Consider the following 23,896-nt stretch of genomic DNA (forward strand, 5'->3'; position numbering starts at 1 on the left):
CGTCGGGGTCCCATACGCGCACCGTCCGGTCGCTGCTGCCGGAGACGATGCGGTATTGATTTTCCGGACCGGGTAGGACCGCCAGGGCGGTCACCTCTTCGGCGTGGCCGGTGAGTTCGGCGAGCTCGGAGCCGTTGTCCGCATCCCATACCCGTACCGCTCCGTCTCCGGCGGAGACGATGCGGTGTCGCCCGTCAGGGCCGGGCAGCGCCGCCACCGCAGACAGCCCTCTCGCGTGTCCGTCGAGCACGTTTAGTTGGGTGCCGGTGTCGGGGTCCCATACCCGCACCGTCCCGTCTCCGGCGGAGACGATGCGGTGTCGCCCGTCAGGGCTGGGCAGCACGGCCACCGAGGACACCCAGCTGGTGTGGCCGATGAGCTGTGCCAGTTCGATGCCGGTGTCGGGGTCCCATACCCGTACGGTTTCGTCTCCGGCGGAGACGAGGCGGTGTCGCCCGTCGGGACTAGGTAGCACTGCCAGGGCGGTCACTTCATTGGTGTGGCCGGTGAGTTCGACCAGCTCAGTCGTGTTGTCGGGGTCCCATACCCGTACCGTTTCGTCGCCGGCGGAGACGACGCGATGTCGCCCGTTCGGACCTGGCAGCACCACTAACGAGGACACCTCAGCAGTGTGGGCGCTGAGAACGGCTAGCTGGGTGCCGGTGTCGGGGTCCCATATCCGCACCGTTCCGTCGCTGCTGCCGGAAACAATACGCTGCTGGCCATCTGGACCAGGCCACGCGGCCACTGCGGACACCCCTCCGCCGTGGCCGGTGAGCTCGGCTAGCAGGCTGCCGGTGTCCGCATCCCATACCCGTACCGTCCGGTCGCTGCTGCCGGAGACAATGTGGTACTGGCCGTCTAGACCAGGCAACACCGCCACCGCAACGACTGAGCCGGTGTGCCCGGCGAGGGTGCGGGCGGTCGTGCCAGACCAGACAGCATTGTGCACGTGCCAGGGCCAGTCAGGGTGGTTGAAAGTGAGCGTGTCGGCAAGGTGCGTTGACCGGGTCTTTCGGGCCCAGACGTGCAGCCACCATGCTCGTTCAGATTCCACCCTGTTGGACCAGTCGCTGTTGGCGGCGCTCTCAAGGGCGGCGGCGGCAGCAATTTCCTGGCGGCGAGTCAAGGTGTGCCGATGCCACAGGATCTGTCCGGGTGGGAAGGAAAGCAGGAAACCTGGATCCGTCATGAGGTCGTCGAGAACCTTGCCGGCGGCGGCGTGGCTGGTCAGCTGCAGACGACTGTAGTCATCCACACCTGCCCAATCCGGCTGCCTAGTAGCGCTGTTACGGCGTGGGATAAGCCAGTTGGCGATCGCCCGATGCGCGGCCGTCCATGCGGCATTCAGCCGTTCAGTGAGCCCGGCGTCGATGGGCTCCCGATCGTCGCGAACACCGGCAGGGGCGATGAATAAGTCTCGGAGACTCTGGTGGCGGACCTGGTAGTGGCGCACCTGACTCAGGTTGGTAGTGACATCGAGGAAGGCGCGGGCGGGTCCGTCTAGCCATTTCGCCAATTCGCTAGTGGCGGTCGGCTGTCGCAGGACGGCGGCGAGATCTTCGATGGCCACGCGACGCCTGAGCGCGGCGAGCACGGCCAAGGCGGGTAGGTGGAGGTGTTCCCAGCCAGGGTGCTTGGACCAGCGTTGAATGTGCTGTTCGTAATATCCACGCAGCCGGTCTGGTAGGTAGGCTACGTCGCTTGGAGGGCGCAGGCCGGCGCGGATCTCGTCTAGTACGTACCGAAGGTAAATCCACACGCCTTGGCAGCGGTTCAGCAACATCGCAGTAAATGCCTCGGCGGTGACCCCATGATCGGTAAGTGCCCGAGTTAGTGCTGGGTCTGAGTTGGGGCCGCTGGTGGTTTCTTGCAGGTATGCGGCCATGTCGGCCAAGTTGTCGGCACCTTGCACATCGATCTGTGACCAGCCGACCCGTAGTGGATCACGCAGCGCGACCAGGGGAAGTCCGTACCGGCTAGTCGCGATGATGTACGCCCCTGGCGGTAAAGCGTCCGGGCTGGGTAGTCCGAGTGGGATCCCTGTACCCATTCCCGGCGGGTCTGGTTCGGCCTCGTCCAACCCGTCAACGACCAGCACGATCGGCAGGCGGTCGGCCGGCGGATACTGCTCGTTGCGGGCTGCTACCGCTGCTCGAATGACCTTTGCGAGCCAGTCCGGCCGCTCCGCCGCAGCGGGAAAGACGTCACCAGGCGTGAATCGCTGCGCCAAGCCCCAGGCGCCGATAAGTTGGGCTGCCAGACTCTTGCGTGCCTCGACTGGGTTGCGCGCACCGCCGTCCAGTCCAGTGAAGTGATATGCGCATGGACGGGTCCATACCAGATGAGCCGCCAGTGCGCTCTTGCCGACCCCGGCTTCGCCGCGGATGACCACGTAACCGCGGTCGGCTCTCGTAATCCGCTCGTCAATACGGCCGATCAACTCCTTGCGGCCCTGGAACCGAGCGAGATCCAGGAGTTCGAACAGCGGCGCTGGATCGAAGACCGCATTATGAACCTGATCGAAGCGGCCGGCCGTGACCTGTATGTACATCGGTCCGGTATGGACGGATCCAGTAATATCTCGCCCGGCAGCTACCGCACCTGGGGATAGCTGCCACGATCGGCTCATTACTACTGGCCCGATTCCGACGTCCGTCCGGGCTGGTGTCCCCTGGTGTCGATGTCGGCCCGTTCAGTGATGTCTTGCCCGGCGACGACCGCGCCCGGATTCACCCCCGGTGTGGGCAATGGATCGTGAATTCTGGCGAATGAGGACCCATCAGTGCGGACCCGGCCGCCGATGTCCCGGCCGGCGACGACAGCGCCGCAACCAATCCGTTGCTCCGCTCTCGCTGGCCGAGCCGCCAACCACCCCGCCAGTGCCGCTCCCGCCACTGTCAAGGCACCACAGGCGGCCCACCACTCCCAGCCGCCGTGTAGTTCGTTGATCACTGCACTGTTGACCGCGGCTAGTGCTACCCCAAACCCCGCGGCCCAGGCAACCGGGCGACCTGCCACCTGATACACCCCTGATCATCGAAGGCGCTGACAGCGGTACCTAGCGACACAAGTCTAGTCGGCACCAGCTAAGGCGCCTGCGGAAGGCAGTCTGAAAGATCAGCATCGCGCTAGCCGCTGCCTAAATTTGCCTCGTGTGTCGTGATGCGAATGACCGCGCTCACGCCGCTCACTGCTCGGCTGCCTGGGAGTTCGCCGAGGCCGCCGGAGGTTGAGCGATGGCTCTGCGCGGCGGCACGAGGTTCGCGGTGCGGTGTGAGGACGTGTTCCCGGCGGGCTGCGCGTTGGTGCCCGAGTCTCTGGGCGAGGTCGAGGACTACGACGAGAAGACCGGCCAGCGTAGCCCGGCCAAGGACAAGCTGACCGGCCAGCGGGTGTGGCAGGTCCGGGTGATGGACCTGGATCCGGAGCTGGGGAAGCGGTCGCGGGAGACGTACTTCATGGCAACGGCGAATGGAGCCATTCCCGCTTATTTCAGTAAGCGCTGCTTCAGGGCGGACATCAAAGATCGACGCCGCGCGAGAGAGTACGGAGCGAAGCTGACACCTGGTCGCCGTCATGCGATCTTCGAGCGGGACAACTGGATCTGCCAAATCTGTGGCGAACCCGTTGCCCGGGCGGCGGCAGTACCCCAGCCTGATGCCCCGACTATTGATCATATTCTCGCCTTGGCGCGCGGTGGCGCCCATGGCGAGGACAATTGGGCAACGGCGCATTTTATTTGCAATAGCATGAAGCGCGACATCCAGCTCAAGCTGAAGGTCTTTCCTCGCGGACGGTTTGCGAGTAGAGGCTGACGGCCTGCAACGGCTGTGGCGGGATGCCGCTCCTGGTCAGTGGAGGTGCGACGATCAGAATCCGGCGTACAGGTCGACTCGTCCGTCGCCCACCAGGCCGCCTGGGACGCCGTGCACCCGGCTCACCCGCTCAAGGCTGCCTGGCGAGGGCACCGCATGGCCGTGTTTGTGTAGCTCGGCAGCAGTTTGCGACAGGGGTCAGTGCGGCACGGCGGCCGGGAACTCCTCGACCCCCAGCACGCGCAGCAGCTCAAGCTTCTCCCGGGCCTCGGCGTCGGCCGGGGTCAGCACCAGCAGTTGCTGGCCGAGGTCGGGGGTGACCAGGGTCTCGCAGTCCATCGTGACGCGGTCCACGCGCGGGTGCATGAACGTCTTGCGGTCGGCCCGGCGCACCGCCACCTCGTGCTCGGCCCACAGCCGCCGGAAGTCGTCGCTCGCCGCCCGCAACCGCTCGATCAGGCCGGTCACGGCCGGGTCGCCGGCCCGCCGGCCCGCCACGGCGCGCAGGTCGGCGACCTGCTGGCGGGCGTGGCGTTGCCACTCCTCGGGGCCGTGGAGGTCGCGGATGGCCGGGTCGGTGAAGTAGCGGTAGGCGACGTAGCGGCGGTCACCGGTCAGCCCGGTGTGGTCGCCGCTGAGCAGGATCGACATGCGGTTCTGCGCCAGGACCTCGCCGAGGTCGGACAGGACCATGGCGGGGGTGTCGCCCACCAGGTCGAGCAGGCGGACCAGGCCGGCGCGGGCCAGGCGGGCGGTGCCGTCGGCGGGCGGCGGCTGGTGGCCGGCCAGGTGGAACAGGTGGCTTCGCTCGTCGTCGGTCAGGCGCAGGGCCCGGGCCAGGGCACCGAGCAGCTGGGTCGACGGCTGGCTGCTGCGGCCCTGCTCAAGACGGACGACGTAGTCGACGGACATGCCGGCGAGCAGGGCGACCTCCTCGCGGCGCAGGCCGGCGGTGCGGCGGCGGGGACCGTCGGCGATGCCGACCCTCGGCGGGGCGGATGGCCTCGCGCCGGCGCCGCAGGAAGTCGGCGAGCTGCTCACGCTGCATGCCTCCATGCTGCCCCGGGGACTGGGCACCGAGCCAGGGAGCGGCGCTCCCACGATAAGTGCTCCGCTGCCGGCGGGCGAAAAAGCGGCGCAGGGTGGAGCTGACATCGACCGATGAGGGAGAGTTTCGATGCAGACACGCACTCTGGGCAACACGGGTCCCACGGTTTCCGCGGTGGGGCTGGGGGCGATGAGCATGTCGGGCACGTACGGCCCGGCCGATCGCGAGGAGAGCATCGCCACCGTACGGGCCGCGCTGGACGCGGGGGTCACGCTTGTCGACACCGGCGACTTCTACGGCATGGGGCACAACGAGCTGCTGCTGTCGGAGGCGTTGCGGGGACGCGACCGGGACAGCTACCTGCTGAGTGTGAAGTTCGGGCAGCAAATGGGGCCGGGCATGCGGTTCGCCGGTCAGGACTCCCGCCCGGCTTCGGTGCGGAACTTCCTGAGCTACTCGCTGACCCGGCTGGGCGTCGACTACGTGGACATCTACCGGCCTGCGCGGTTGGACCGGTCGGTGCCGATCGAGGACACGATCGGCGCGATCAAGGAGATGATCGACGCCGGTTACGTGCGGTACGTGGGGCTCTCCGAGGTCGACGCGGAGACGGTCCGGCGGGCGCACGCCGTACATCCGATCGCTGATCTTCAGATTGAATATTCGCTGCTGTCGCGGGCGGTTGAGGCCGACGTGCTGCCCACGCTGCGGGAGTTGGGCATCGGGCTGACCGCGTACGGGGTGCTGGGCCGTGGCCTGCTCTCGGGAAACTGGGTGCCGGGGCGGGCGGACGATCCGCGTAACCGCAGTCCCCGCTTCTCCGCCGAGAACGCGTCGCACAACCTCGCCCTGGTGGAGGCGTTGCGCCGGGTCGCCGACGCGAAGGGGTGCACGGTGGCGCAGTTGGCGATCGCGTGGGTGGCGGCGCAGGACCCGTCCATCGTTCCGCTGGTCGGTGCGCGCACCCGGCAGCGGCTGACCGAGGCGTTGCCGGCGCTGGACGTGGAGTTGTCGGCCGATGATCTCGACCAGATCGAGGCGGCCGTGCCGAAGGGTGCCGCGCGCGGTGACCGTTACCCGTCGGCGTTCATGTCGAGCCTCGGCGTCGGCAACTAGGCCGTGTCTGACAGATGGCCTTCGAGGGGCCCGGCTCGTCCTAGCGGGCGAGTTGCTGGAGCCAGTCCTGCAGGAGTGCGGTCTCGACGGGGCGGAGCGGGACGACGGCTGGATCCGCCCCGCCGAGCGCGGCATCGAGCGCGAGGGCGCGAGCGGCGAGGGTGGAGTCCGGGGCTGGGCTCGTGTCGGTGGTCAGCGCGTCGATGAGTGCTTCACGCATGCGCGGTGAGACCTCCGGGTCGCGTTCGCTCTCGGGGATGCCGATCAGGGAGAGGGTGGTGCCGGTTACCGCTGCCAGCGTGAGGTGGGCGGCAAGGACGGGCGGCACCCGTAGGCGGCCGTCGGAGGCGGCGCGGCCGAGGAACGTCATGAGGAGTTCCTGAGCCTCCCGCGCGGCGGGTGGGCGCCGGCCGGGGTGGTCGGTGCCGTACATCAGCAGGTAGAAGGCGGGGTGTTTCAGGCCGAAGTCGACGTGCATGTCCCATCCGCGGCGCATGTCGTCGACCGGGTTGCCGCTCGACGACAAGGTGTGCTTCTGCGCCAGGTAAAGGTCGAAGCCGTGGATGGCCAGCGCCGAAAGGAGCCCGTCCTTGTCGCCGAAGAGCTGGTACAGGGAGGCGGCACGGATGCCTGCCGCCGCTGCGACGGCGCGGGTGGAGAGCGCCTCGGCGCCCTTGCGTTCCAAGAGCTCGGCTGCGACTTCCAGGATCTGCCGGCGACTGCGGGTCTTCGCATCATCCACGGTTGCAATGCTACGGCATAAGGCGTATCACTGGTTCGGTCAGCGATACGGTAAATGCCGTCGCAGTGATACGCCAGGAGAGATCGATGAATCGTGTGGGATACGGCGCCATGCAGCTTGCGGGCCCTCAGGTCTGGGGATTCCCGGACGACCCGGAGGCGGCGCGGCGGGTGTTGCGCCTGGCTGTCGAGCTGGGCGTGACCTTCTTCGACACCGCGAACGCCTACGGGCCACGAACGGTGAACCAGCTGATCGGGCAGGCGCTGGGACCGATCCCCGAGGGCGTGATCGTGGGCAACAAGGTCGGCGCAGAGCGCGGCCCGGACAAGTCCTGGGTCGTCGACGGTCGCCCGGAGACGGTCCGGCGGCAGGTTCACGAGGCCCTTACCGACATGGGAACGGACGCGAGCGAGCTGACCTACCTCCGACTCGTCGGCGACACCCCCGGCGCGCACCACGACGTACCGCTGGAGGAGTCGCTCGGCGCACTCGTCCAGCTGCGAGACCAGGGGCTGATCCGCCGCATCGGCCTGTCCGGCGCGTCCCCGCAGATGCTGGCCCGCGCCCAGCAGATGACGCCCATCGCGGCGGTGCAGAACCGCTTCAACCTGCTTGACCGCAGCGGCGTCCAGGTCCTCGCCGACTGCGAGACCCAGGGCATCCTCTTCATTCCCTACTTCCCGCTGGCCGCCGGACGGCTCAGCGGCCACCAGGAGCTGACCGGCCCGGCAGAGCGCCTAGGTGCCACACCGGCCCAGATCGCACTGGCCTGGCTGCTGCGCCGTTCGCCCTCCATGGTCGTCATCCCCGGCACGAGCAGTACCGACCACCTGCGGTCCAACATCGCAGCTTCCGAAGTCGCCGAACAATTGACCGACACCGAGGTCGCGCGCCTGACCGGACTCGTCGACGAGTCGCAAGCGGTCCTCGGCCAGCCCACGCCCCCCGCTCATGACCACCGCTGAAAGGGCCCCGCGGATGCCGCTTCTACACGTGACGGCTCAGGCGGGAGGTGTCGCTCCCGCAGGGAGGTTTGTGCTGTCCGGCAGGTGGTAGACCACAAGCGTCTGTTCGGGTCGCTCGGCGACGTGGAACGCGGCGTGCGACACGGCGATCACGCCCAGTCGGGGATGCCGGAGACGTTTGCGGCCCGCGTGGCTGAACTGGATGTCGTACTGCGGCCACCACTGGCGTACCTCGGGGCTGATCTCGGTGAGTTCGGCCACGAGCCGGGTTATCCGCGGGTGACCGGGATGCTGTCCGGCGATCGCCCGCAGCCGGGCCAGGATGCTGCGCGCCTCCTGCTCCCAGTCGACCAGGATCTGGCGGGCGGCGGGCTCGGTGAATACCCAGCGTACGACGTTGCCACCCGGCCCCATGCCCTGGAACAGCTCCGCTGCGGCGTGGTTGGTCGCGAGTACGTCGTAGCAGATGCCGGTGACGTACGCGGGGTTGTTGCCGAGCAACGCCGGAACGCCGGCGATCTCGGGTGTCGCCTCCTCGGAGAGGTCCTGCTCGGGCGCGGCTCCTGCGCCGGCGAGGCGGTGCAGGTGTTCCTGCTCGGCATCGGTCAACCGCAGCGCTCGGGCCAGGGCGTCGAGCACCTGGCCGGAGGGGCGTACGTCGCGGCCCTGCTCGAGATAGGTAAGCCAGGTGGCGCTGATGCCGGCCAGCAGGGCCAGTTCCTCCCGGCGTAGCCCTGGTGTGCGGCGGCGGCGCGTGACCGGCAGACCGGCATCCGATGGGGCGATCCGCTCGCGCCGGCTGCGCAGGAACGTGCCCAGCTCCTTGCTCACCCTGGGACCTCCGATACCAGAATAAAGCGGCTCTGGATACCAGCCTATCGAGTCGCCACGCTTGCCTCATGCGTGCTTGGACTGTTGCTTCAGAAGACGACGACGTACGACTTTCCGATGTTGCCGCGCCGACACCGCAGGGTGGTGGCGTGCTCGTGGAGGTGCTCGCCGCGCACCTGCCGGCATACACGAAGATGGTGGTGAAGGGCAACCGCGGCGGCCTGCCCGTGCCGCTCATCCTGGGTCCCTCCTGCGTCGGCCGGGTGACTGACGTGGCACCCGACGTGTTCCACGTCGCCCCGGGCGACGTCGTGCTGGACACGGCGTTGCTCGACGCGGGAGGCGGCGACGAGATCCTTGTGGGCTGGGTCGGCCTTGGCGGTTCCGGGGCAGGCAGCGAGCGGACGGATCGCATGCGTACGGTGTGGCGCGACGGTGTCTTCGCGGAGACGGCGCTCTGTGCCAAGGAAACGCTCGTCAAGCTGCCCGGTGCGGAGAACTACCCGGACCCGGCCCGTCTGTCGTTTCTGCCGTGGCTCTGCATCGCCGCCACGGGTCTGCACTCGGCGGGTCCGCTGACAGGCCGCGACGTTGCGGTGATCGGTGCGACAGGCCAACTCGGCGGCGCGGCGGTGCTGATGGCGCTCGCCGAGGGCGCCGGGACGGTGACAGCGGTGGGCCGCAACAAGGAGGCGCTCGACCGGCTGGCCGAGCTCGACCCCCGCGTGCGCATCCACCGGCTGACCGGCGACCGTACGACGGATGCGGCGGGTATCGGCCCGGTCGACGTCGCCCTCGACGCACTCGGCGCTACGCCGACGGCGGACGCGACCATGGCCGCCTACGACAGCTTGCGGGTGCGCGGCACCCTTGTGCTCATCGGCGGCGTACGCCAAAACCTCACCATCCCGTACGGCGACCTGATGCGCCGCAGGCTCACCCTGCGCGGCTCCTGGATGAGCACCGACGAGACCGTGACCACGGTGTGGAACCTGGTCCGCTCCGGACTGCTGGACCTCTCCGCGATCGAGATGCATACGGTCGGTCTGGACGACCCGGCAGCTGCCCTCGACCTGGCAGAGCACACCACGGGCCTCAGCTTCGTAGCCCTCGTCCCCTGACCGTCGACTGGCGCGACGACCGGAAGCCCCGATCTACCCGCGGTCCACGCCCGGTTCCTCGGCTGGTCGTCCTGGCCCGCCGGCCTCGCCGGCCTGAGCGGTATACCTCAGAGTCATATTTAGACCTCTGAGGTATACCGCTCGGTGTCGCATCCGACCCGACGGGGCTGCCGACGGTCACCGCCGGCTGCGCGGACAGCCCCAGCCAGGTGAGGACCTACTCGTCTAGTGCTTCTTGAACACCGGCATGGTGTCCAGGGTGGTGGTGATGTTCTGCGTGGTGCCGCCCCGGTACGTCTTCCCGGTGAAGATGTCGGTCCAGCTGTTGCCCGGCGGGAACCACACCGCCGTGGTGGCGGTGGTGCCGGGCGTCGTCACGGGTGCCACCAGGTAGTCCGGTCCGTAGAGGTACTGGGATCCGGCGGTGGCGTACGCGGCCTGCTCCTTCGGGTACGCCAGGTACATGGAGCGGACGATTGGCGTACCCGTGCGGGTGGCCTCCTTGGCGGCGGCGTAGGTGTACGGCTGAAGTTCCTTGCGCAGGTTCAGGAACTTCTTGGCCGAAGCGTTCGCCTCCGGGCCGTACTGCCAGGGCAGCCGGTCACTGTGGTTGGAGTGCAGCCTGTCGATCGGCTGGAACGTGCCGAACTGCACCCACCGGGCGTAGAGGTCGTCGGGCAGCTTGGTGCTGCCCGGTTCGGTGCCCGGCTCCTGGAGGCCGCCGGTGTGCCCACCGATGTCGTGGCTGACCGCTGCCAGCCCGGTCGCGGCCGACTCACCAGGCGTGTAGCCGACCTCCATCCGCAGGGTCGACCAGTCGGAGGTGGTGTCGCCGGTGAAGTGCAGCGTGGTGCGCTTGTCGGCCCACGGACCGGTCGCCACCGGGGTGGGGCTGCTGTAGCCGCCGGCCTGCAACGAGCCGTACGCCCGGGAGAAGGCGAAGCCTGTCTTGTCGGCGTACTGCTTGTTGATCCAGGCGTCCCCGGTCACCCCTTCGAGGGAGGACTTCGTGTTGTCGCAGCACCAGTCCAGCCACCACAGGTCCGGGCCCTTGCTGCCCTTCGGGATCATCTGGTCGTGCAGCTGAAGGTACGCCTTGAGCTGGTCCGGGTCGCCGAAGTCGAACGTGTAGCAGTCGGGGCCGCCGTTGCAGCCGACGCGTTGGAGCTTGCCCTTCGCGGTGGCCTGCGCCTGCGCGAACTTCGGGTCCGATCCGAGGATGCTCGGGTGGATGTTGATGCCGGTGTGCAGGCCCTGCTTCCTGGCCCAGTCGAAGAACGCCTTCGGGTCGGGGATGCGGGTGGGGTCGATGCTCCAGCCGTTCCACTTGTCAGGTGCCTTGATGTCCGTGTCAAGAACAAGGACATCCATGGGTACGCCTTCGGCCTTGGCCCGGGCCACCAGGTCCTGGAACTCCGTGGCGGTGCGGTCGTAGTACTCGGAGTACCACACGCCGTACGCCCACTTGGGTAGCAGCTTCGTGGGCCCGGTCAGGGTCGACAGGTCCTTCAGGCCCCGGGTGAAGTCCTGCCCGTACGCGAAGACGTAGCCGTCCTGCTCGGGGGCGGGCCGGGGCTTGGTGTCGCGTAGCGCCGAGGCCGAGTCGTCGAGCAGGTACCAGCCGTCCTGGTAGAGCAGGCCCGGTGCGGTGAGGGCGGAACCGGTCACGCCGTCCAGACCTCGGCGGTAGCCGCCGAGTGGCGCGTGCGGGGCGAGCAGCGGGGAGCCCTTGCTCGTGACGGCGACAGTGTCCACGTTGACGTTGCAGCTGGCGTCGGTGGGGCACCCCAGCGTCACGGTGTTGGTGCCACTGTCGAGGTGGACCGGCACGGAGACGGTGTTCCAGTAGTCCCACCCGCTGGTCGGCGGAAGGGTGGCCGTGACCGGCGCCGCGGTTCCCGCAGTGACCGACATGGTGCGCGTCTGGATCGGTTGGGAACCGGCCTGACCGTTGGCGTACCGGATCTGCACCTGGTAGTCGCCAGCGGCCGGAACGTCGGTCACGGTGAGAGCCACGGCGGAGGTGGTGCTCTCCAGGCCGGCAAGGAATCCCGTACCGGAAGCGCCGTTGTGGTCGTTGGCGGGTTTCGCACCGCCGGTAAGCGCGCCGGTCTCGGCCTCTCCCAGGGTGCCGAACCGCAGGGGCTGCGGCTGGGGCGTGGCCGGCGCGGGGAACGCATCACCCGGGTTGACCACGGCGAGGCTGTCGATGTTCACGTTGCCGGAGTCGTCGGGACCTCGCACGATGCTGATCTCGTGCCGGCCGGGAGTGAGGTCGACAGGCACGGTGGCCAGGCCCCAGGTGTCCCAGTTCGCGGTGGGTGGCAGGGTCAGCGTGCGACCGGCGTCGCCGTCGACCCGGACCGTCAGGGTGCGGGCCACGTTCTGGCCGTCGCCGCCTGTGCTGTTGGCGTAGCGGACGCTGAGCTGCTTCGTGCCGCCCGCCGGGGCGTCGAGCGCGAACGTGACCGAGTCGCCTGACGAGGCGAAGCCGGCCGCGAAGCCGCGCCCGGTGTATCCCCGGTGGTCGGTGGCCACGCCGGGGCCGTTCAGTTGCAGTGATTCGGCCTCGCAGAGCGCGCCGAACGCGCAGGCCGGGGCGGTGTGGCCGGCCCAGGGTCGGCCCTGCACGATCTGCTTGCCGGCCTTGAGCTGGACAGTCAGGTTGTCGGAGGTGAACGCGCCGGAGCCGACCTGATACCGCACCGTCATCGCGCCGGTGTCGATGGTGAGCCAGCCGTGATCGATGCGCTTGGTGAAACGCGTACGGGGGAAGTCGTCGCGCCCGATGGCGTTGAACGTGGCGGCGTCGGTGAAACGGCCGTCCTTCTGGTACTCGGTACGGATCAGGGTGGGGGACAGCACCTCGAACCGTGCGTTGCCCGAGCGTACGGCTCCGTCTTGGGCGTGGTGACGGCTGGCCTGGGCCGGCGCGGAGGGAGCGAGTGTCAGCCCTGTGATGAGAATGCCGACCGCGGCTGCTGCTGTGGCGCTGCGGCGGCGTGAACTCCGATAGAGCAACATGCGCTCCTCGTCTCATATGGAGGAAATGAGTCGATGACAACGCTGTCACCCGCGCGAAACGGATGTCAACGGGCCTCCGAGAGTTTCCCTTCTCTCTTTCGCCTCCGCCGTACTCGTCCAGTTAGGTGGCCGTTGCGCCATGCGCCGCGACCGGTTACTCAGGGTCAAGCGGTCAGCAGCGGGGGCGGTCCAGTGGAGCGGCGGCACCCGCGAGCGCTTCGACTGCCGCCGTCGGCGCGATCGACTCCGTAGGCGTCGGTGCGGGCGCGATGGTGGGGCTCGGCGGGGCAGAGGGTGAACTGCTGGGGGTGGGGGAGACGCTGGCGAGGATGGCCGTGCTGCGTTGCACCTGCTTGGTGACCATGCGGATGCCGGTGGCGGTCGCCTGGCGTCCGTACACGTCGGTGACAGTGATGCTGTACGGCCCGGGGCCGAGCCCGCCCTCGATGGTCCAGTGGTTGTCGCTCTGCCGGGCGGCCTTGCGGAAGCCGCCACCCGGCCCCTTCGCCTCGACCGAGCGCAGCGGGTTGCCGTGGTTGCCGACCTGCACCGCGAACCAGTACTTCGAGGCGCCGCCCTTCATCCGGAAGGTGAGCCCTCCGTCGAGTGCCGGGTTCACCACCGCCCGGTACGTCACTGGCGCGATGCCCTGCGACAGGTCCGCGATCTTGGTGAACGCCTCGGTGGACAGGTCGATCTTGCCGGGTCCGCAGCCACCGCACTGGTCCATCACCATGACCCGGACCGTGCCCTTCGGGCCGCTCACCTCCAGGTAGCTGCCGCAAGCAGCCGATCCGGAGTACTGGGATGCGCCGAGGGCCACGTACAGCCGGTCCGCCGGACGGCCCGGGAAGGAGCAGTTGCCGCCCGAGCGTCCCGCGTCGTAGAAGCTGGCCGTTCCCTTGTGGACGGCGTTGCCCGTGGGCGGCGCGGCGCAGGCCGGGGTGGCGCCGCCGCGCACGGCGAGGGTGATGCCGAGGACGGCGGCCAGGGCGCTGACCCCGGCACCGGCCAACCAGTGCCGGACCCGCCGACTCAACCGGGGCGTGCTGGCCGGGATGTCGTTGTCGGGGGCCGTGCCTGGTGCCGTCACGGCGCCTGATGTTGCCGCAGCACGTCGCGGCGACGCAACAACGCCCGAGCGGACCGTCCCGGTCAGTCCGGTTGCGTGACCTCGCCGTAACGGAGTCCCTAGGATGCGAGTCATGACTGCAGCGCCAGGGAGACAAGCAGCATGACCGACTTCAACAGCGCCACCGCTGGCATCCCGGACGACGACCCGACCCGAAGTCTGACGGTGGTCGACCCCGACGACCCCGCGACCACCCACATCTCCCTCGCTGGGGGCACCTACACCATTCTGATCAGCGGCGAGCAGACAAACGGGCAGTACTGCCTCATCGACATGCTGGTGCCCGACGGCGGCGGCCCACCGCCACACCGGCACGACTTCGAGGAGATGTTCACAATCCTTGAGGGCGAGATCGAGTTCACCTTCCGCGACGAGAAGCGCAGCGTGCGGGCCGGGTCAACCGTGAACATCCCGGCCAACGCCCCGCACAATTTCCGCAACGTCTCCGGCGCTCCCGCGCACATGCTGTGCATGTGCACCCCGGCGGCTCAGGACGAATACTTCATGCGCGTCGGCGACGAGGTCGCGAGCAGGGACGCGCCGCCGCCGCAGCTCACCGACGGGGAGAAAGCGGAGCGCCGGCAGCGCGCAGCCGAGCTGGCTCCCGTGTACCGCTCCGAGCTGCTCTGACAGTTCGACGAGTGCCGGCCCGGCGGCTGCGGCCTGCCGGGTCGGCCGGGCTGGTCACCCGGCAGATCGGCGGGGGCGCAGTCCGTTGAGGGCGGTGGCGACGACGAGGTCGGCGTACTCGGCGGTGAGCGGCCCGCTGCGCTGCAGCCAGCGGCTGAACAACGGGCCCCAGATCAGGTCCACCGCCACGCCGAGGTCGACGTCGTCGGCGATCTGACCCGCCTGCTGGGCGCTGCGCAGGCGCTGCCGTTTGGCCTCCTTCAACGGCCCGTCCAACCGTTCGGCGTACGACGCGGCCAGCTCGGGGTCGAGCGCGATCTCGGTGGCGAGCGCGCGCATCGGTTGCTCGTACCGGGGGTCGTTCATCTCCTCGACAGTGGCGCGCAGCACCACTGTCAGGTCCGCCGCCAGGTCGCCGGTGTCCGGCAGCGTCGGCGGCCCACCCTCGGTGGCCTCGCTGAGCATGAGGAAGGCGTCGAAGATGACAGCGCCCTTCGACGGCCACCAGCGGTAGATGGTCTGTTTGCCGACGCCGGCCCGCGCGGCGATGCCCTCGATGCTGAGCTTCGCGTACCCCGTCTCCTGAAGCAGGTCGAAGGCCGCGGTGAGGATGGCGCGCCGGGAGGTCTCCCGCCGGCGGGCCGTGTTCGGCGTCATGGGCGGCACGGTACCAGCGACGAGACGAACCGTCTCGTCTTGACGGTGGCGGTGTCGCGGCCCTAGTCTCGGCCCATCACGAGACGGACCGTCTCGTCTCGGAATTGGGGGAGAAGCGCATGCGTACCTGGTTCATCACCGGTGCCAGCCGCGGCCTGGGCCGCGCCTTCGCCGACGCCGCACTCGACCGGGGCGACCGGGTGGTCGCCGCCGCCCGGACCATCGCCCGGGCCGACTTCGACGAGAAGTACGCCGACCAGTTGCTGACCCTGACCCTCGACGTGACCGACCGGGCGGCGGTCATCGCCGCAGTGGACCGCGCAGCCGAGCACTTCGGCCGGCTCGACATCGTCGTGAACAACGCCGGCACCCTGTCCATGGGCATGATCGAAGAGTTCACCGAGGCCGAGGCGCGCGCCCAGTTCGAGGTCAACCTCTTCGGCGCGCTCTGGGTCAGTCAGGCAGTGCTGCCGCACCTGCGTGCCCAACGCTGCGGCCACATCGTGCAGGTCTCCAGCATCGCCGCGCTCGGCGGCTTCCCGAGCACCGGCCTGTACAGCGCGAGCAAGTTCGCCCTGGAGGGCATGAGCGAGGCGCTGGCGATGGAGGCGGCGGCCTTCGACATCACTGTCAGCATCGTGCAGCCGGGCGGCTACTGGACCGACCTCTACACCAGCCTGCGCGCCACCACCCCGATGGACGCCTACGCGCCACTGCGCGCCGAACTGGAGCGCCAGTGGGCGGAAGGATCGATCGACAGCGAACCCCGGCTGGCCGCCGAGGCGCTGCTGCGACTGGTCGACAGCGACGACCCGCCGCTGCGGCTCCTGCTCGGGAGCATGGTCTACGACCTGGCGTTCGACATCTCCCGCCGACGGATGGACACCTGGGCGAGCTGGGAGCAGGTCAGCCGCGGCGCCGAGCACGCCGTCGCGGCCCCCGGGCAGACGCGCTGACGAGCCGTATCGCCACGGGCCCGGGTGGGGCGTTCTAGGCTCCGAGATATGGCGGCGGCGTGCCCAATCCTTTGGCACATAAGTCCGGGCAGGCCTTCACTCCATGATTTCTCCTCGCGAGGCGCAAACCTAGACGAGAGGAAACACGCATGGCTGTCACAACCAGGACCCGTCCGGGCACCACGGAGATTCGGCCGTTCTCGGTCGACATTCCCCAGGCCGACCTCGATGACCTGAAGAGGCGCATCAAGGCCACCCGCTGGCCGGACAAGGAAACGGTTGACGACCAGTCGCAGGGCGTGCCGCTCGCGACGATCCAGGCCGTCGCCCGCTACTGGGAAAAGGAGTACGACTGGCGCAAGGTCGAGGCGCGACTGAATGCCGTACCGCAGTTCATGACCACCATCGACGGGGTGGACATCCACTTCATCCACGTGCGCTCGAAGCACGAGGACGCGCTGCCGCTCATCGTCACCCACGGGTGGCCGGGCTCGGTGATCGAGCAAATGAAGATCATCGAGCCGCTCACCGATCCCACCGCACACGGCGGGAGCGCGTCGGACGCCTTCCACCTGGTGATCCCGTCGCTGCCCGGGCACGGTTTCTCCGGCAAGCCGACCGAGTCGGGGTGGAATCCGCAGAAGATCGCGACCGCCTGGACGGAGTTGATGAAGCGGCTCGGCTACGACCGGTTCGTCGCGCAGGGCGGCGACTGGGGTGCGGTGATCGTGGACCAGATGGGCATCCAGGCGCCCCCGGAACTGCTCGGCATCCACACCAACATGCCAGGTGCGATCCCGACCGAGATAGACCTGTTGTTCCAGGGCGACACCACCGGCGCGAACAACGCCATGGGCTCCCTGCCGTCCGGTCTCTCCGACGACGAGATGCGTGCCGCCGAGGAAGCCAACTACGTCTGGAAGCACGTCGCGTACGCCCTCATGATGGCGACGCGTCCGCAGACGCTTACCGGGCTCGCGGATTCCCCTGTCGGTCTGGCGTCGTTCCTGCTCGACCACGACGCGAAGAGTCTGGCCCTGATCGCGCAGGTCTTCGACGGGGCGAAAGCCGGCCTCACCCGCGACGACATCCTGGACAACATCTCGCTCTACTGGCTGACGAACACGGCGATCTCCGCGTCCCGCCTGTACGCGGAGAACAAGCTGTCGTTCTTCGCGGCCAAGGGCGTCAACGTCCCGGTCGCGGTGAGCGTGTTCCCCGACGAGCTGTACGAGGCACCGCAGAGTTGGGCCGAGCAGGCGTACCCCAACCTCATCTACTACAACAAGCTCGACGTGGGCGGGCACTTCGCGGCCTGGGAACAGCCGAAGATCTTCTCGGAGGAGCTTCGGACCGCCTTCCGGTCGCTGCGTTAGATGGCCGTGCACCTGCCCCCGTTCGACGGGGCGGCCGAGTGGCTCAACTCCGAGCCACTCGGCCCCGCCGACCTGCGCGGGCGCGTCGTCCTGGTGAACTTCTGGACGCTGACCTGCATCAACTGGCTACGCCAGGAGCCGTACGTCCGGGCCTGGTCGCGGGCCTACCGCGACGACGGGCTGGTCGTCGTCGGGGTGCACACGCCGGAGTTCTCGTTCGAGCACCACACCGACCAGGTACGGCGGGCGGTGGCGGCGCGCTCCATCGACTACCCGGTCGCGGTCGACAACGACTTCGCGATCTGGCGAGCATTCGCCAACCAGTACTGGCCGGCCCTCTACTTCGCCGGCACCGACGGTGTCATCCGTGACGAACACTTCGGTGAGGGACGTTACGAGCAGTCCGAGCGGGTGCTCCAGCAACTGCTCGGCATCGAGCGGGACCCCGTACCCGTCAACGGGCTCGGCCCGGAGGCGGAGGCCGACTGGACCAACCTGCGCACGCCCGAGACGTACCTCGGTTTCAGTCGCGGCGAACACTTCGCGTCGCCGAACGGCGCCGCGCTCGACGAACGCCGCGCCTACGACCTCCCCGAGCGGCTGGACCTCAACCAGTGGGCGCTGGCGGGGGAGTGGACGATCGGGTCGGAGAACGTCGTGCTGGAGCAGGCCGGCGGTGGCATCGCCTTCCGGTTCCACGCCCGCGACGCTCATCTCGTGCTGGCCCCCGGGGCGGGAGCGCCGATCCCGTTCCGCGTGTTGCTCGACGGTGACGCTCCCGGCCCGTCACACGGCGTCGACGTCGACGAGGACGGCAACGGCGTACTTCAGGACGGCCGGCTCTACCAGCTCGTCCGCCAGGACGGCGCGGTCCGGGAGCGGACCCTGGAGATCACGTTCGGTGAGCCCGGCGCCGAGGCGTACGCCTTCACCTTCGGGTAGGGCGGGTGCCCAGGTCGACGGTGCTGACGGTGCCGGAGACCGGCGAGATGCTGCGCACCCGCGAGCCGGGGCGGAGCCGGGCGTCACTGGCGTACCTGTCGGCGAGTGCCTTCTCCGCGGCCTCGTCGCCGTCGTCGGCGGCGAGCAGCAGCGAGGCGATCTCGTCCACGACGGTGAGGTCGGCTGTGGATACGTCGTCGGTCATCGCGTCCAGACTGTCCCAGAGCAGCAGTTCGTCCTTCTGCCGGTGGGCCAGCTCGAGCAGGACCGAGTTGTGGATGAACCAGTCGCCGCGGATCGGCAGTTCCGGGTTGACGCCGTACACCTCGGGGTCGATCGTCCCGGCCCGGTACGCCGACCACACCCGCGCCGCCGAGTCGAAGAGGCCGGCCTTCGGGTCGATGTCGTAGCCGTCGAAGCCCCAGTCGCCCGTGGGGTCGACCTCCGGGTCGACCCAGACCCACCGGTGGGCGTCCCAGTACTCCACAAGCACGTGGTCGTGGTGCCAGCCGGGCACGAAGTACGAGGCGAAACCGACCCGGCTGCGGCTGGGAACGCCGTGCTGGCGGAGCACCGCCACCGAGAGCAGCGTGTAGTCCCGGCAGCAGCCGGCCACCCGGTCGACGGCCGGACGCTCGGCGGCGAGGGGCAGCGGGAATCGGGACTGGTCGGTGTCGAGGATCCGGTCCACCCAGCGGCCGTTCACCTCCTCCAGCCGGTCGGGTGGCAACTCGACGCCGCCGGCGCGGTAGTGGACGATCACGTTGCGGACGGTCGCCGCCACCGAGGCGATGTCGGCCGGGACGGCGTCGAGCAGCGCGCCATGCCGACCGGGGTCGCTGTACGGGGAGTGCTGCCGATAGTGATCGATGTCCATCAGGCGAGTCTGCCTTCTTCCGCCGGATCACGGCCGTCGCGAGGTCAGAATCGACGCACAATCTCGGGGTAGTGTCGTCTGCTGTGACCACCCCCGAGATCACCATCGCCACCCCAGCGGACCGTGACGCGGTGGTCGGTTCCCTGGTTGCCGCGTTCGTCAAGGACCCCGTCCTGCGGTACCTGTTCCCCGACGAGGACACGTACCCGGTCCACGCCGCCGCCTTCTTCGGGCACCTCTTCGACAAGCGGGTGCACCGGTCCTCGATCTGGACGATCGGCGCCGGCGCCTCCGTCGCCATTTGGGAGCCGCCAGCCGACCCGGCCACGGACGGCCACGATGACCGGGGCGGCGGCTTCGCCGGTCATTTCCCCGCCGATGTGCTGGCCCGCGTGCAGGCCTACGACGACGCCGTGCACGCCGCCCTGCCAACCGTCCCGTTCTGGTACCTCGGCGTCCTCGGCACCCATCCCGACCACGCCGGACGCGGCTGGGGCCGGGCCGTCATGCGCGCCGGTCTGGCCCGCGCCGCCGCCGACGGCCTACCGACCGTCCTGGAGACGAGCAACCCGGCGAACGTCGAGCTGTACCGCCGCGCCGGCTGGGAGGTGGCGGGCCACCTGCCGGAGCCGGTGCCCACCTGGATCATGCGGCAGCAGCCCCTCTGACGGTCGGTGGGCGCGGGCGGTCGACCGGCCGCGCCGGGTCCGGTCGCTCAGGGCGCGTGGCTGTCCGCGAAGATCCGTGCGTAGATCTCGTCGATGACGTCGTTCTTCGCGAGGCTGTAGTCGCGGGGCCGGTGCGCGGTCTCCCGGGCGAGGCGTCGCTTGGCCGTGGCGTACCGCTCACGGTCGTCCGGATGCGCCCGCAACCAGTCGCGGAACAGCAGGTGCCGGACGGGCTCGGGCGCGCCCCTCGGCCAGACGTGCAGATTGACGTCCTCCGCCGCGCCGAGGAGCATCCGGTGCCCGTGCCACCACGGCTCGCGTAGCACCAGTCGGTAGCCGAGCCGTTCCAGGGCGGGAAGGTAGTCGGACTCGTCCGCGGTGTCCTCGACGAGCAGGTCGATGTCGATGACGGGCTTGGCCGCGAGGCCCGGCACGGCAGTCGACCCGACGTGCTCCACACCGATCGCCACGGCGCCGAGCGCCTCGGTGAGCAGCGCACGGACGCTCGCGTACCGCAGTGCCCACGCCGGGTCGTGGTCCTCGACGACGACCGAGCGCCATGTCCGGGGCGGTTCGCCCACCAGGCCCGCGTCCACCTGATCAGGGGTGGCGTGGAATCGGCGTACGACGTCCTGCGGATATTCGGCCACGGCAGACCCTTCCCGGAGAAGCAAAGTCCGCCAGCGTACGCGGACTCAGTCCGGAACGTCGTCCCAGCCGGTGCCCGGCGGCAGGTAGCCGGCCACCTGGTTGTCCCGCAGGGCGTAGGCGAGGACCAGCAGGGCGTGCTTGTCCAACTCGGGCAGCCGGTCCATCGCGAACCACCGGACATCCAGCGACTCGTCGTCGTTGACCCGTGCCGTGCCGGCCACCACCCGGCACAGGAAGCCCAGATTGAGGTATTCGCAACGGTCGCCGTTGGGGTAGGTGTGCGGGTGCGAGACGGCGCTCGACATCCGCACCGGCGCCACGTCGAGGCCTGTCTCCTCGCGTACCTCACGGACCAGCGCGGTGGCCGGCTGCTCACCGGGCTCGACGAACCCGCTGATCACCGACCAGCGCCCGTCGTCGGCGCGTTGACCCAGCAGCAGTTCACCGGCGTCGTTGCGGATCACCGCGCTGACACTGGGCAGCCAGAGCAGGTCATGTCCGACGTGCCTGCGCATCCCCGCGATGTAGTCCGGAATCGCCACCGGCCGATCATAGGCCGCGATCCGACGGCCACCAGTCGGCTGATTGTTCTGGCCGTTTTCTGGTGTTTTGCTCCCGGGGGCGGAAAGCATATCTACTGTGGAGAAGGTCGGTCACTTGCGTGATCCGGTGGCGGCCGGCCGGTAGGCGGTGCACAGTGATTCCCATGACGGACAGTGAGCGTGGTGGGAAGTACTACTGGTGCACTCGGCACCACCGGGTCGAGACCGACGCCGACGTGTGCCCGGCGAAGCACGTCCTCGGTCCGTACGACTCGGCGGCCGACGCGGAGAACGCCCTGCAACGGGTGCAGGAGCGCAACGAAGCGTGGGATGCCGAGGACGCCCGTTGGGCCGGGGAGGACAGGTAGGCGGCGCGGGACGGCCCGCGCCGAGGCATTTCGTGCTCCGCGAGGACGCACGCGAGAGCACGCCCCCAAGGAGGGAACCACGATGGCCGAAGCACAGCAGGCCACCACCCGCCCGGCCGCCCGACGCACCACCGCGAAGAAGACCGCCGCGGCGGAGCGGAACACGGCGGCGAGCCGGACCACCCCCGTGCGCAAGTCCACCACGGGCGCCGCGAAGGCGCCGGCCCGCAAGGCGGCCGGCGGCGCCGGGCGTGCCCCGGCGAAGAAGACCACCACGGCGGCCAAGAAGGCGCCGGCGAAGAAGACCACCACCAAGACCACGACGGCGGCCAAGAAGGCCCCCGCGAAGAAGACCACCACCCGCAAGACGACCACCGCCGCGAAGCGGACCCCGGCGTCCGCGACGCGCAAGACCACCACCGCCGCGGCGAAGACCACGGGTACGGCGAAGAGGACCACCGCCGCGGCGAAGAAGACGGCAGGCGCCGCGAAGAAGACCACCTCGTCGGCGGCGAAGAAGACAACCGCCGCGGCGAAGGCGCCGGCGCGTAAGGCCGCGACCAAAGCGACCGCCGTGAAGAAGACCGCCGCGAAGAAGGCACCAGCCAAGAAGGCGCCCGCGAAGAAGACGACGGCGAAGAAGACGGCCTCCACCCGCCCGAGCGGCGGCGCCCGCAAGGCGCCGGCGAAGAAGGCTCCGGCCGCGAAGTCGACAGGCACCTCGTCGACGGCCGCCCGCAAGGCGGCGGCGAAGAAGGCGCCCGCGAAGAAGACAGCCGCGGCCAAGGCGCCGGCCCGCAAGGTGACCGCCCGCAAGTCGCCGGCCCGCCCGGCCGCCGCGCGGGCCACCACCGGCCGGGGTACGCGCAGCACCGCCCGGAAGGCGACCGGCTGAGCGTACGCCGCCCGTCGAGGTGGGGCTGTCGGAAGATCTCGGCCGGTCACCGGAAGCGGATCACCGGCGGCGCTGTCAGGATTGACACGTGGTCATCCGACGCGTGCTCGCACCCCGCATCGACTTCGGCGCGCTGCGCCGCGAACTCGGCCTGCCCGAGGGCTTCCCGGCCGACGCGCAGCAGGAGGCCGACGAGGCGGCCGCGGCACCACCGCGGCCGCCCGTCGACCGCACCGACGTACCGTTCGTCACTGTCGACCCGGCCAGCTCCCGCGACCTGGACCAGGCGATGCACCTCGCGCGCCGCGCGGGCGGCGGCTACCGGGTGCGGTACGCGATCGCGGACGTCGCCGCGCACGTCGCCCCGGGAGGCGCGTTGGAGGCCGAGACGTGGCGGCGTGGGCAGACCGTCTACCTGCCCGACGGCCACGTGCCGCTGCACCCGCTGACGCTCAGCGAGGGCGCGGCCAGCCTGCTGCCCGACGACGACAGGGCCGCCGTGGTGTGGACCATCGACCTGGACGCCGACGGCGGCACCGTGGCCGTCGAACTGGAACGGGCCCTGGTGCGCAGCCGGGCCAAACTCGCCTACACAGGCGTGCAGGCAGCCGCGGACGCCGGACGGCTGCCCGAGCCGATCGCCCTGCTGCCGGAGATCGGCGACCTGCTGACCGTACGCGGGCTGCGCCGCGGCGCCATCAACCTGCCGCTTCCCGAGCAGGACGTGGAACCCGACGGCGACGGCTGGCGGCTGGTGCTGCGCGGCCCGGCCCCCATGGAGGAGTACAACGCGCAGATCTCCCTGCTGACCGGGATGGCCGCCGCCGACATCATGCTGGCCGGCCGCGTCGGCCTGCTGCGCACCATGCCGGCCCCGAAACCGGAGGCGGTGCAGCGGCTGCGCGCCGCCGCCGCGCCGCTCGGCGTGCACTGGCCCGACGGCGTCGGCCCGGGCGAGGTGATCGCCGGGCTGGACCCCGCCCAGCCGCGCGCCGCCGCGTTCATCGACCAGGCGGCCGAGTTGATGCGCGGCGCCGCGTACACCGCCTTCGACGGCGCGCTTCCCGAGCAGTCGCAGCACGGCGGGGTGGCCGCCGCGTACGCACACGTCACGGCGCCGCTGCGGCGCCTCGCCGACAGGTACGCCACCGAGGTCTGCTTGGCCCTGCACGCGGGCCGGTCAGTGCCCGACTGGGCGCGTGAGGCCCTGACCCGGCTGCCCGAGGTGATGGCCAGCACCGACCGGACCGCCTCGGCGGCCAGCCGGGGAGCTGTCGAGCTGGCCGAGGCGGTGCTGCTGGCGGACCGGGTCGGCGAGATCTTCGACGCGGCGGTCCTGGACGTCGACGCCCCGCCCAACGGCAAGTCCCGCCCCCGTCCGCCGGGCGGCACTGTCGCCCTGGACACCCCACCGGTACGCGCCCGCTGCCTCGGTGACCTGCCGCTCGGCGGACGGGTCCGGGTCCGCCTGGTCACCGCCGACCCCGCGGCCCGCACCGTCCTGTTCGAGCTGGCCTGACCCGGCTCGCGGTTGCGG

Annotated in this window: 21 protein-coding genes and 2 pseudogenes; 13 read left to right on the forward strand and 10 right to left on the reverse strand. The window is 69.7% G+C overall.

Annotated elements, in window-relative coordinates; genetic code table 11:
* Positions 1-2,554: pseudogene (locus AB0N27_RS01515) on the reverse strand (hypothetical protein); the annotation flags it as partial.
* 685 nt (positions 2,555-3,239) lie between these two features.
* Between AB0N27_RS01515 and AB0N27_RS01520 the strand changes: the two are divergent.
* Positions 3,240-3,455: pseudogene (locus tag AB0N27_RS01520) on the forward strand (transcriptional regulator); the annotation flags it as partial.
* 6 nt (positions 3,456-3,461) lie between these two features.
* A complete protein-coding gene (locus tag AB0N27_RS01525; RefSeq protein WP_364365940.1) occupies positions 3,462-3,818 on the forward strand; it encodes an HNH endonuclease signature motif containing protein in 357 nt (118 codons plus the stop codon).
* A gap of 198 nt (positions 3,819-4,016) precedes the next feature.
* Here AB0N27_RS01525 and AB0N27_RS01530 read toward each other — a convergent pair whose 3' ends face one another.
* The gene (locus AB0N27_RS01530; protein WP_364362463.1) at positions 4,017-4,859 is read right to left on the reverse strand and encodes a helix-turn-helix transcriptional regulator; all 843 of its coding nucleotides are present in this window, start codon (positions 4,857-4,859) and stop codon (positions 4,017-4,019) included.
* A 136-nt stretch (positions 4,860-4,995) separates the two neighbouring features.
* Between AB0N27_RS01530 and AB0N27_RS01535 the strand changes: the two genes are divergently transcribed.
* Positions 4,996-5,982, forward strand: a complete 987-nt coding sequence (locus tag AB0N27_RS01535) for an aldo/keto reductase (RefSeq protein WP_364362464.1) — start codon at positions 4,996-4,998, stop codon at positions 5,980-5,982.
* 40 nt (positions 5,983-6,022) lie between these two features.
* Here the strand turns inward: AB0N27_RS01535 and AB0N27_RS01540 are convergent, their stop codons facing one another.
* Positions 6,023-6,724 (reverse strand): TetR/AcrR family transcriptional regulator, encoded by a 702-nt coding sequence (locus tag AB0N27_RS01540; RefSeq protein ID WP_364362465.1) that lies wholly within the window; start codon positions 6,722-6,724, stop codon positions 6,023-6,025.
* Positions 6,725-6,819: 95 nt separating this feature from the next.
* Between AB0N27_RS01540 and AB0N27_RS01545 the strand changes: the two genes are divergently transcribed.
* Positions 6,820-7,689 carry an aldo/keto reductase gene (locus AB0N27_RS01545; protein ID WP_364362466.1) on the forward strand — a complete coding sequence of 290 codons (870 nt, stop codon included), beginning with the start codon at positions 6,820-6,822 and terminating at the stop codon, positions 7,687-7,689.
* Between the two features lie 36 nt (positions 7,690-7,725).
* On the opposite strand, the gene AB0N27_RS01550 is transcribed toward AB0N27_RS01545, so the two are convergent.
* A complete protein-coding gene (locus AB0N27_RS01550) occupies positions 7,726-8,520 on the reverse strand; it encodes a helix-turn-helix transcriptional regulator (protein ID WP_364362467.1) in 795 nt (264 codons plus the stop codon).
* Positions 8,521-8,669: 149 nt separating this feature from the next.
* Here AB0N27_RS01550 and AB0N27_RS01555 point away from each other — a divergent pair, with 149 nt between their 5' ends.
* Complete coding sequence (locus AB0N27_RS01555; protein ID WP_364362468.1) at positions 8,670-9,641, forward strand: zinc-binding dehydrogenase; 972 nt, start codon at positions 8,670-8,672, stop codon at positions 9,639-9,641.
* Between the two features lie 225 nt (positions 9,642-9,866).
* Here AB0N27_RS01555 and AB0N27_RS01560 read toward each other — a convergent pair whose 3' ends face one another.
* A complete protein-coding gene (locus tag AB0N27_RS01560; protein WP_364362469.1) occupies positions 9,867-12,506 on the reverse strand; it encodes a TIM-barrel domain-containing protein in 2,640 nt (879 codons plus the stop codon).
* A gap of 331 nt (positions 12,507-12,837) precedes the next feature.
* Positions 12,838-13,758, reverse strand: a complete 921-nt coding sequence (locus tag AB0N27_RS01565; RefSeq protein ID WP_364362470.1) for an expansin EXLX1 family cellulose-binding protein — start codon at positions 13,756-13,758, stop codon at positions 12,838-12,840.
* Between the two features lie 141 nt (positions 13,759-13,899).
* Here AB0N27_RS01565 and AB0N27_RS01570 point away from each other — a divergent pair, with 141 nt between their 5' ends.
* Positions 13,900-14,427: a cupin domain-containing protein gene (locus AB0N27_RS01570; RefSeq protein WP_364362471.1), complete on the forward strand. Its 528-nt coding sequence runs from the start codon at positions 13,900-13,902 to the stop codon at positions 14,425-14,427.
* A gap of 54 nt (positions 14,428-14,481) precedes the next feature.
* On the opposite strand, the gene AB0N27_RS01575 is transcribed toward AB0N27_RS01570, so the two are convergent.
* Positions 14,482-15,084: a TetR/AcrR family transcriptional regulator gene (locus AB0N27_RS01575; RefSeq protein ID WP_364362472.1), complete on the reverse strand. Its 603-nt coding sequence runs from the start codon at positions 15,082-15,084 to the stop codon at positions 14,482-14,484.
* 119 nt (positions 15,085-15,203) lie between these two features.
* Here AB0N27_RS01575 and AB0N27_RS01580 point away from each other — a divergent pair, with 119 nt between their 5' ends.
* The 3 genes from AB0N27_RS01580 (at position 15,204) to AB0N27_RS01590 (ending at position 18,358) form a co-directional block, all read left to right on the forward strand.
* The gene (locus AB0N27_RS01580; RefSeq protein WP_364362473.1) at positions 15,204-16,040 is read left to right on the forward strand and encodes an SDR family oxidoreductase; all 837 of its coding nucleotides are present in this window, start codon (positions 15,204-15,206) and stop codon (positions 16,038-16,040) included.
* Between the two features lie 149 nt (positions 16,041-16,189).
* Positions 16,190-17,416, forward strand: coding sequence for an epoxide hydrolase family protein (locus AB0N27_RS01585; protein ID WP_364362474.1), 1,227 nt, complete (start codon positions 16,190-16,192; stop codon positions 17,414-17,416).
* Complete coding sequence (locus AB0N27_RS01590; protein ID WP_364362475.1) at positions 17,417-18,358, forward strand: redoxin domain-containing protein; 942 nt, start codon at positions 17,417-17,419, stop codon at positions 18,356-18,358.
* On the opposite strand, the gene AB0N27_RS01595 is transcribed toward AB0N27_RS01590, so the two are convergent.
* On the reverse strand, positions 18,345-19,235 hold the full coding sequence (locus AB0N27_RS01595) for a transglutaminase domain-containing protein (protein WP_364362476.1): 891 nt from the start codon (positions 19,233-19,235) through the stop codon (positions 18,345-18,347). The genes AB0N27_RS01590 and AB0N27_RS01595 overlap by 14 nt on opposite strands.
* A gap of 83 nt (positions 19,236-19,318) precedes the next feature.
* On the opposite strand from AB0N27_RS01595, the gene AB0N27_RS01600 reads away from it, so the two are divergent.
* Positions 19,319-19,903 carry a GNAT family N-acetyltransferase gene (locus tag AB0N27_RS01600; protein ID WP_364362477.1) on the forward strand — a complete coding sequence of 195 codons (585 nt, stop codon included), beginning with the start codon at positions 19,319-19,321 and terminating at the stop codon, positions 19,901-19,903.
* A gap of 47 nt (positions 19,904-19,950) precedes the next feature.
* Here AB0N27_RS01600 and AB0N27_RS01605 read toward each other — a convergent pair whose 3' ends face one another.
* Both AB0N27_RS01605 and AB0N27_RS01610 read right to left on the reverse strand, forming a co-directional pair.
* Entirely contained in the window at positions 19,951-20,553 is a 603-nt protein-coding gene (locus tag AB0N27_RS01605) for a GrpB family protein (RefSeq protein ID WP_364362478.1), read from the reverse strand.
* Positions 20,554-20,598: 45 nt separating this feature from the next.
* Positions 20,599-21,096, reverse strand: coding sequence for an NUDIX domain-containing protein (locus AB0N27_RS01610; protein ID WP_364362479.1), 498 nt, complete (start codon positions 21,094-21,096; stop codon positions 20,599-20,601).
* Between the two features lie 164 nt (positions 21,097-21,260).
* Between AB0N27_RS01610 and AB0N27_RS01615 the strand changes: the two genes are divergently transcribed.
* The 3 genes from AB0N27_RS01615 to AB0N27_RS01625 all read left to right on the forward strand — a co-directional run bounded on the left by AB0N27_RS01615 (position 21,261) and on the right by AB0N27_RS01625 (position 23,878).
* Entirely contained in the window at positions 21,261-21,464 is a 204-nt protein-coding gene (locus AB0N27_RS01615; protein ID WP_139583286.1) for a hypothetical protein, read from the forward strand.
* Between the two features lie 82 nt (positions 21,465-21,546).
* Complete coding sequence (locus AB0N27_RS01620) at positions 21,547-22,359, forward strand: histone (protein WP_364362480.1); 813 nt, start codon at positions 21,547-21,549, stop codon at positions 22,357-22,359.
* A gap of 88 nt (positions 22,360-22,447) precedes the next feature.
* Positions 22,448-23,878, forward strand: coding sequence for an RNB domain-containing ribonuclease (locus tag AB0N27_RS01625; RefSeq protein ID WP_364362481.1), 1,431 nt, complete (start codon positions 22,448-22,450; stop codon positions 23,876-23,878).
* Positions 23,879-23,896: the final 18 nt, after the last annotated feature.

This window comes from Micromonospora sp. NPDC093244, assembly GCF_040683695.1.
Classification (GTDB): Bacteria; Actinomycetota; Actinomycetes; order Mycobacteriales; family Micromonosporaceae; genus Micromonospora.

Coding starts and splice junctions, on each gene's coding strand:
- AB0N27_RS01580 (WP_364362473.1), top strand. CDS start 15,204: ATGCGTACCTGGTTCATCACCGGTGCCAGCCGCGGCCTGGGCCGCGCC.
- AB0N27_RS01585 (WP_364362474.1), top strand. CDS start 16,190: ATGGCTGTCACAACCAGGACCCGTCCGGGCACCACGGAGATTCGGCCG.
- AB0N27_RS01590 (WP_364362475.1), top strand. CDS start 17,417: ATGGCCGTGCACCTGCCCCCGTTCGACGGGGCGGCCGAGTGGCTCAAC.
- AB0N27_RS01525 (WP_364365940.1), top strand. CDS start 3,462: ATGGCAACGGCGAATGGAGCCATTCCCGCTTATTTCAGTAAGCGCTGC.
- AB0N27_RS01575 (WP_364362472.1), bottom strand. CDS start 15,084: ATGACGCCGAACACGGCCCGCCGGCGGGAGACCTCCCGGCGCGCCATC.
- AB0N27_RS01535 (WP_364362464.1), top strand. CDS start 4,996: ATGCAGACACGCACTCTGGGCAACACGGGTCCCACGGTTTCCGCGGTG.
- AB0N27_RS01615 (WP_139583286.1), top strand. CDS start 21,261: ATGACGGACAGTGAGCGTGGTGGGAAGTACTACTGGTGCACTCGGCAC.
- AB0N27_RS01620 (WP_364362480.1), top strand. CDS start 21,547: ATGGCCGAAGCACAGCAGGCCACCACCCGCCCGGCCGCCCGACGCACC.
- AB0N27_RS01595 (WP_364362476.1), bottom strand. CDS start 19,235: ATGGACATCGATCACTATCGGCAGCACTCCCCGTACAGCGACCCCGGT.
- AB0N27_RS01570 (WP_364362471.1), top strand. CDS start 13,900: ATGACCGACTTCAACAGCGCCACCGCTGGCATCCCGGACGACGACCCG.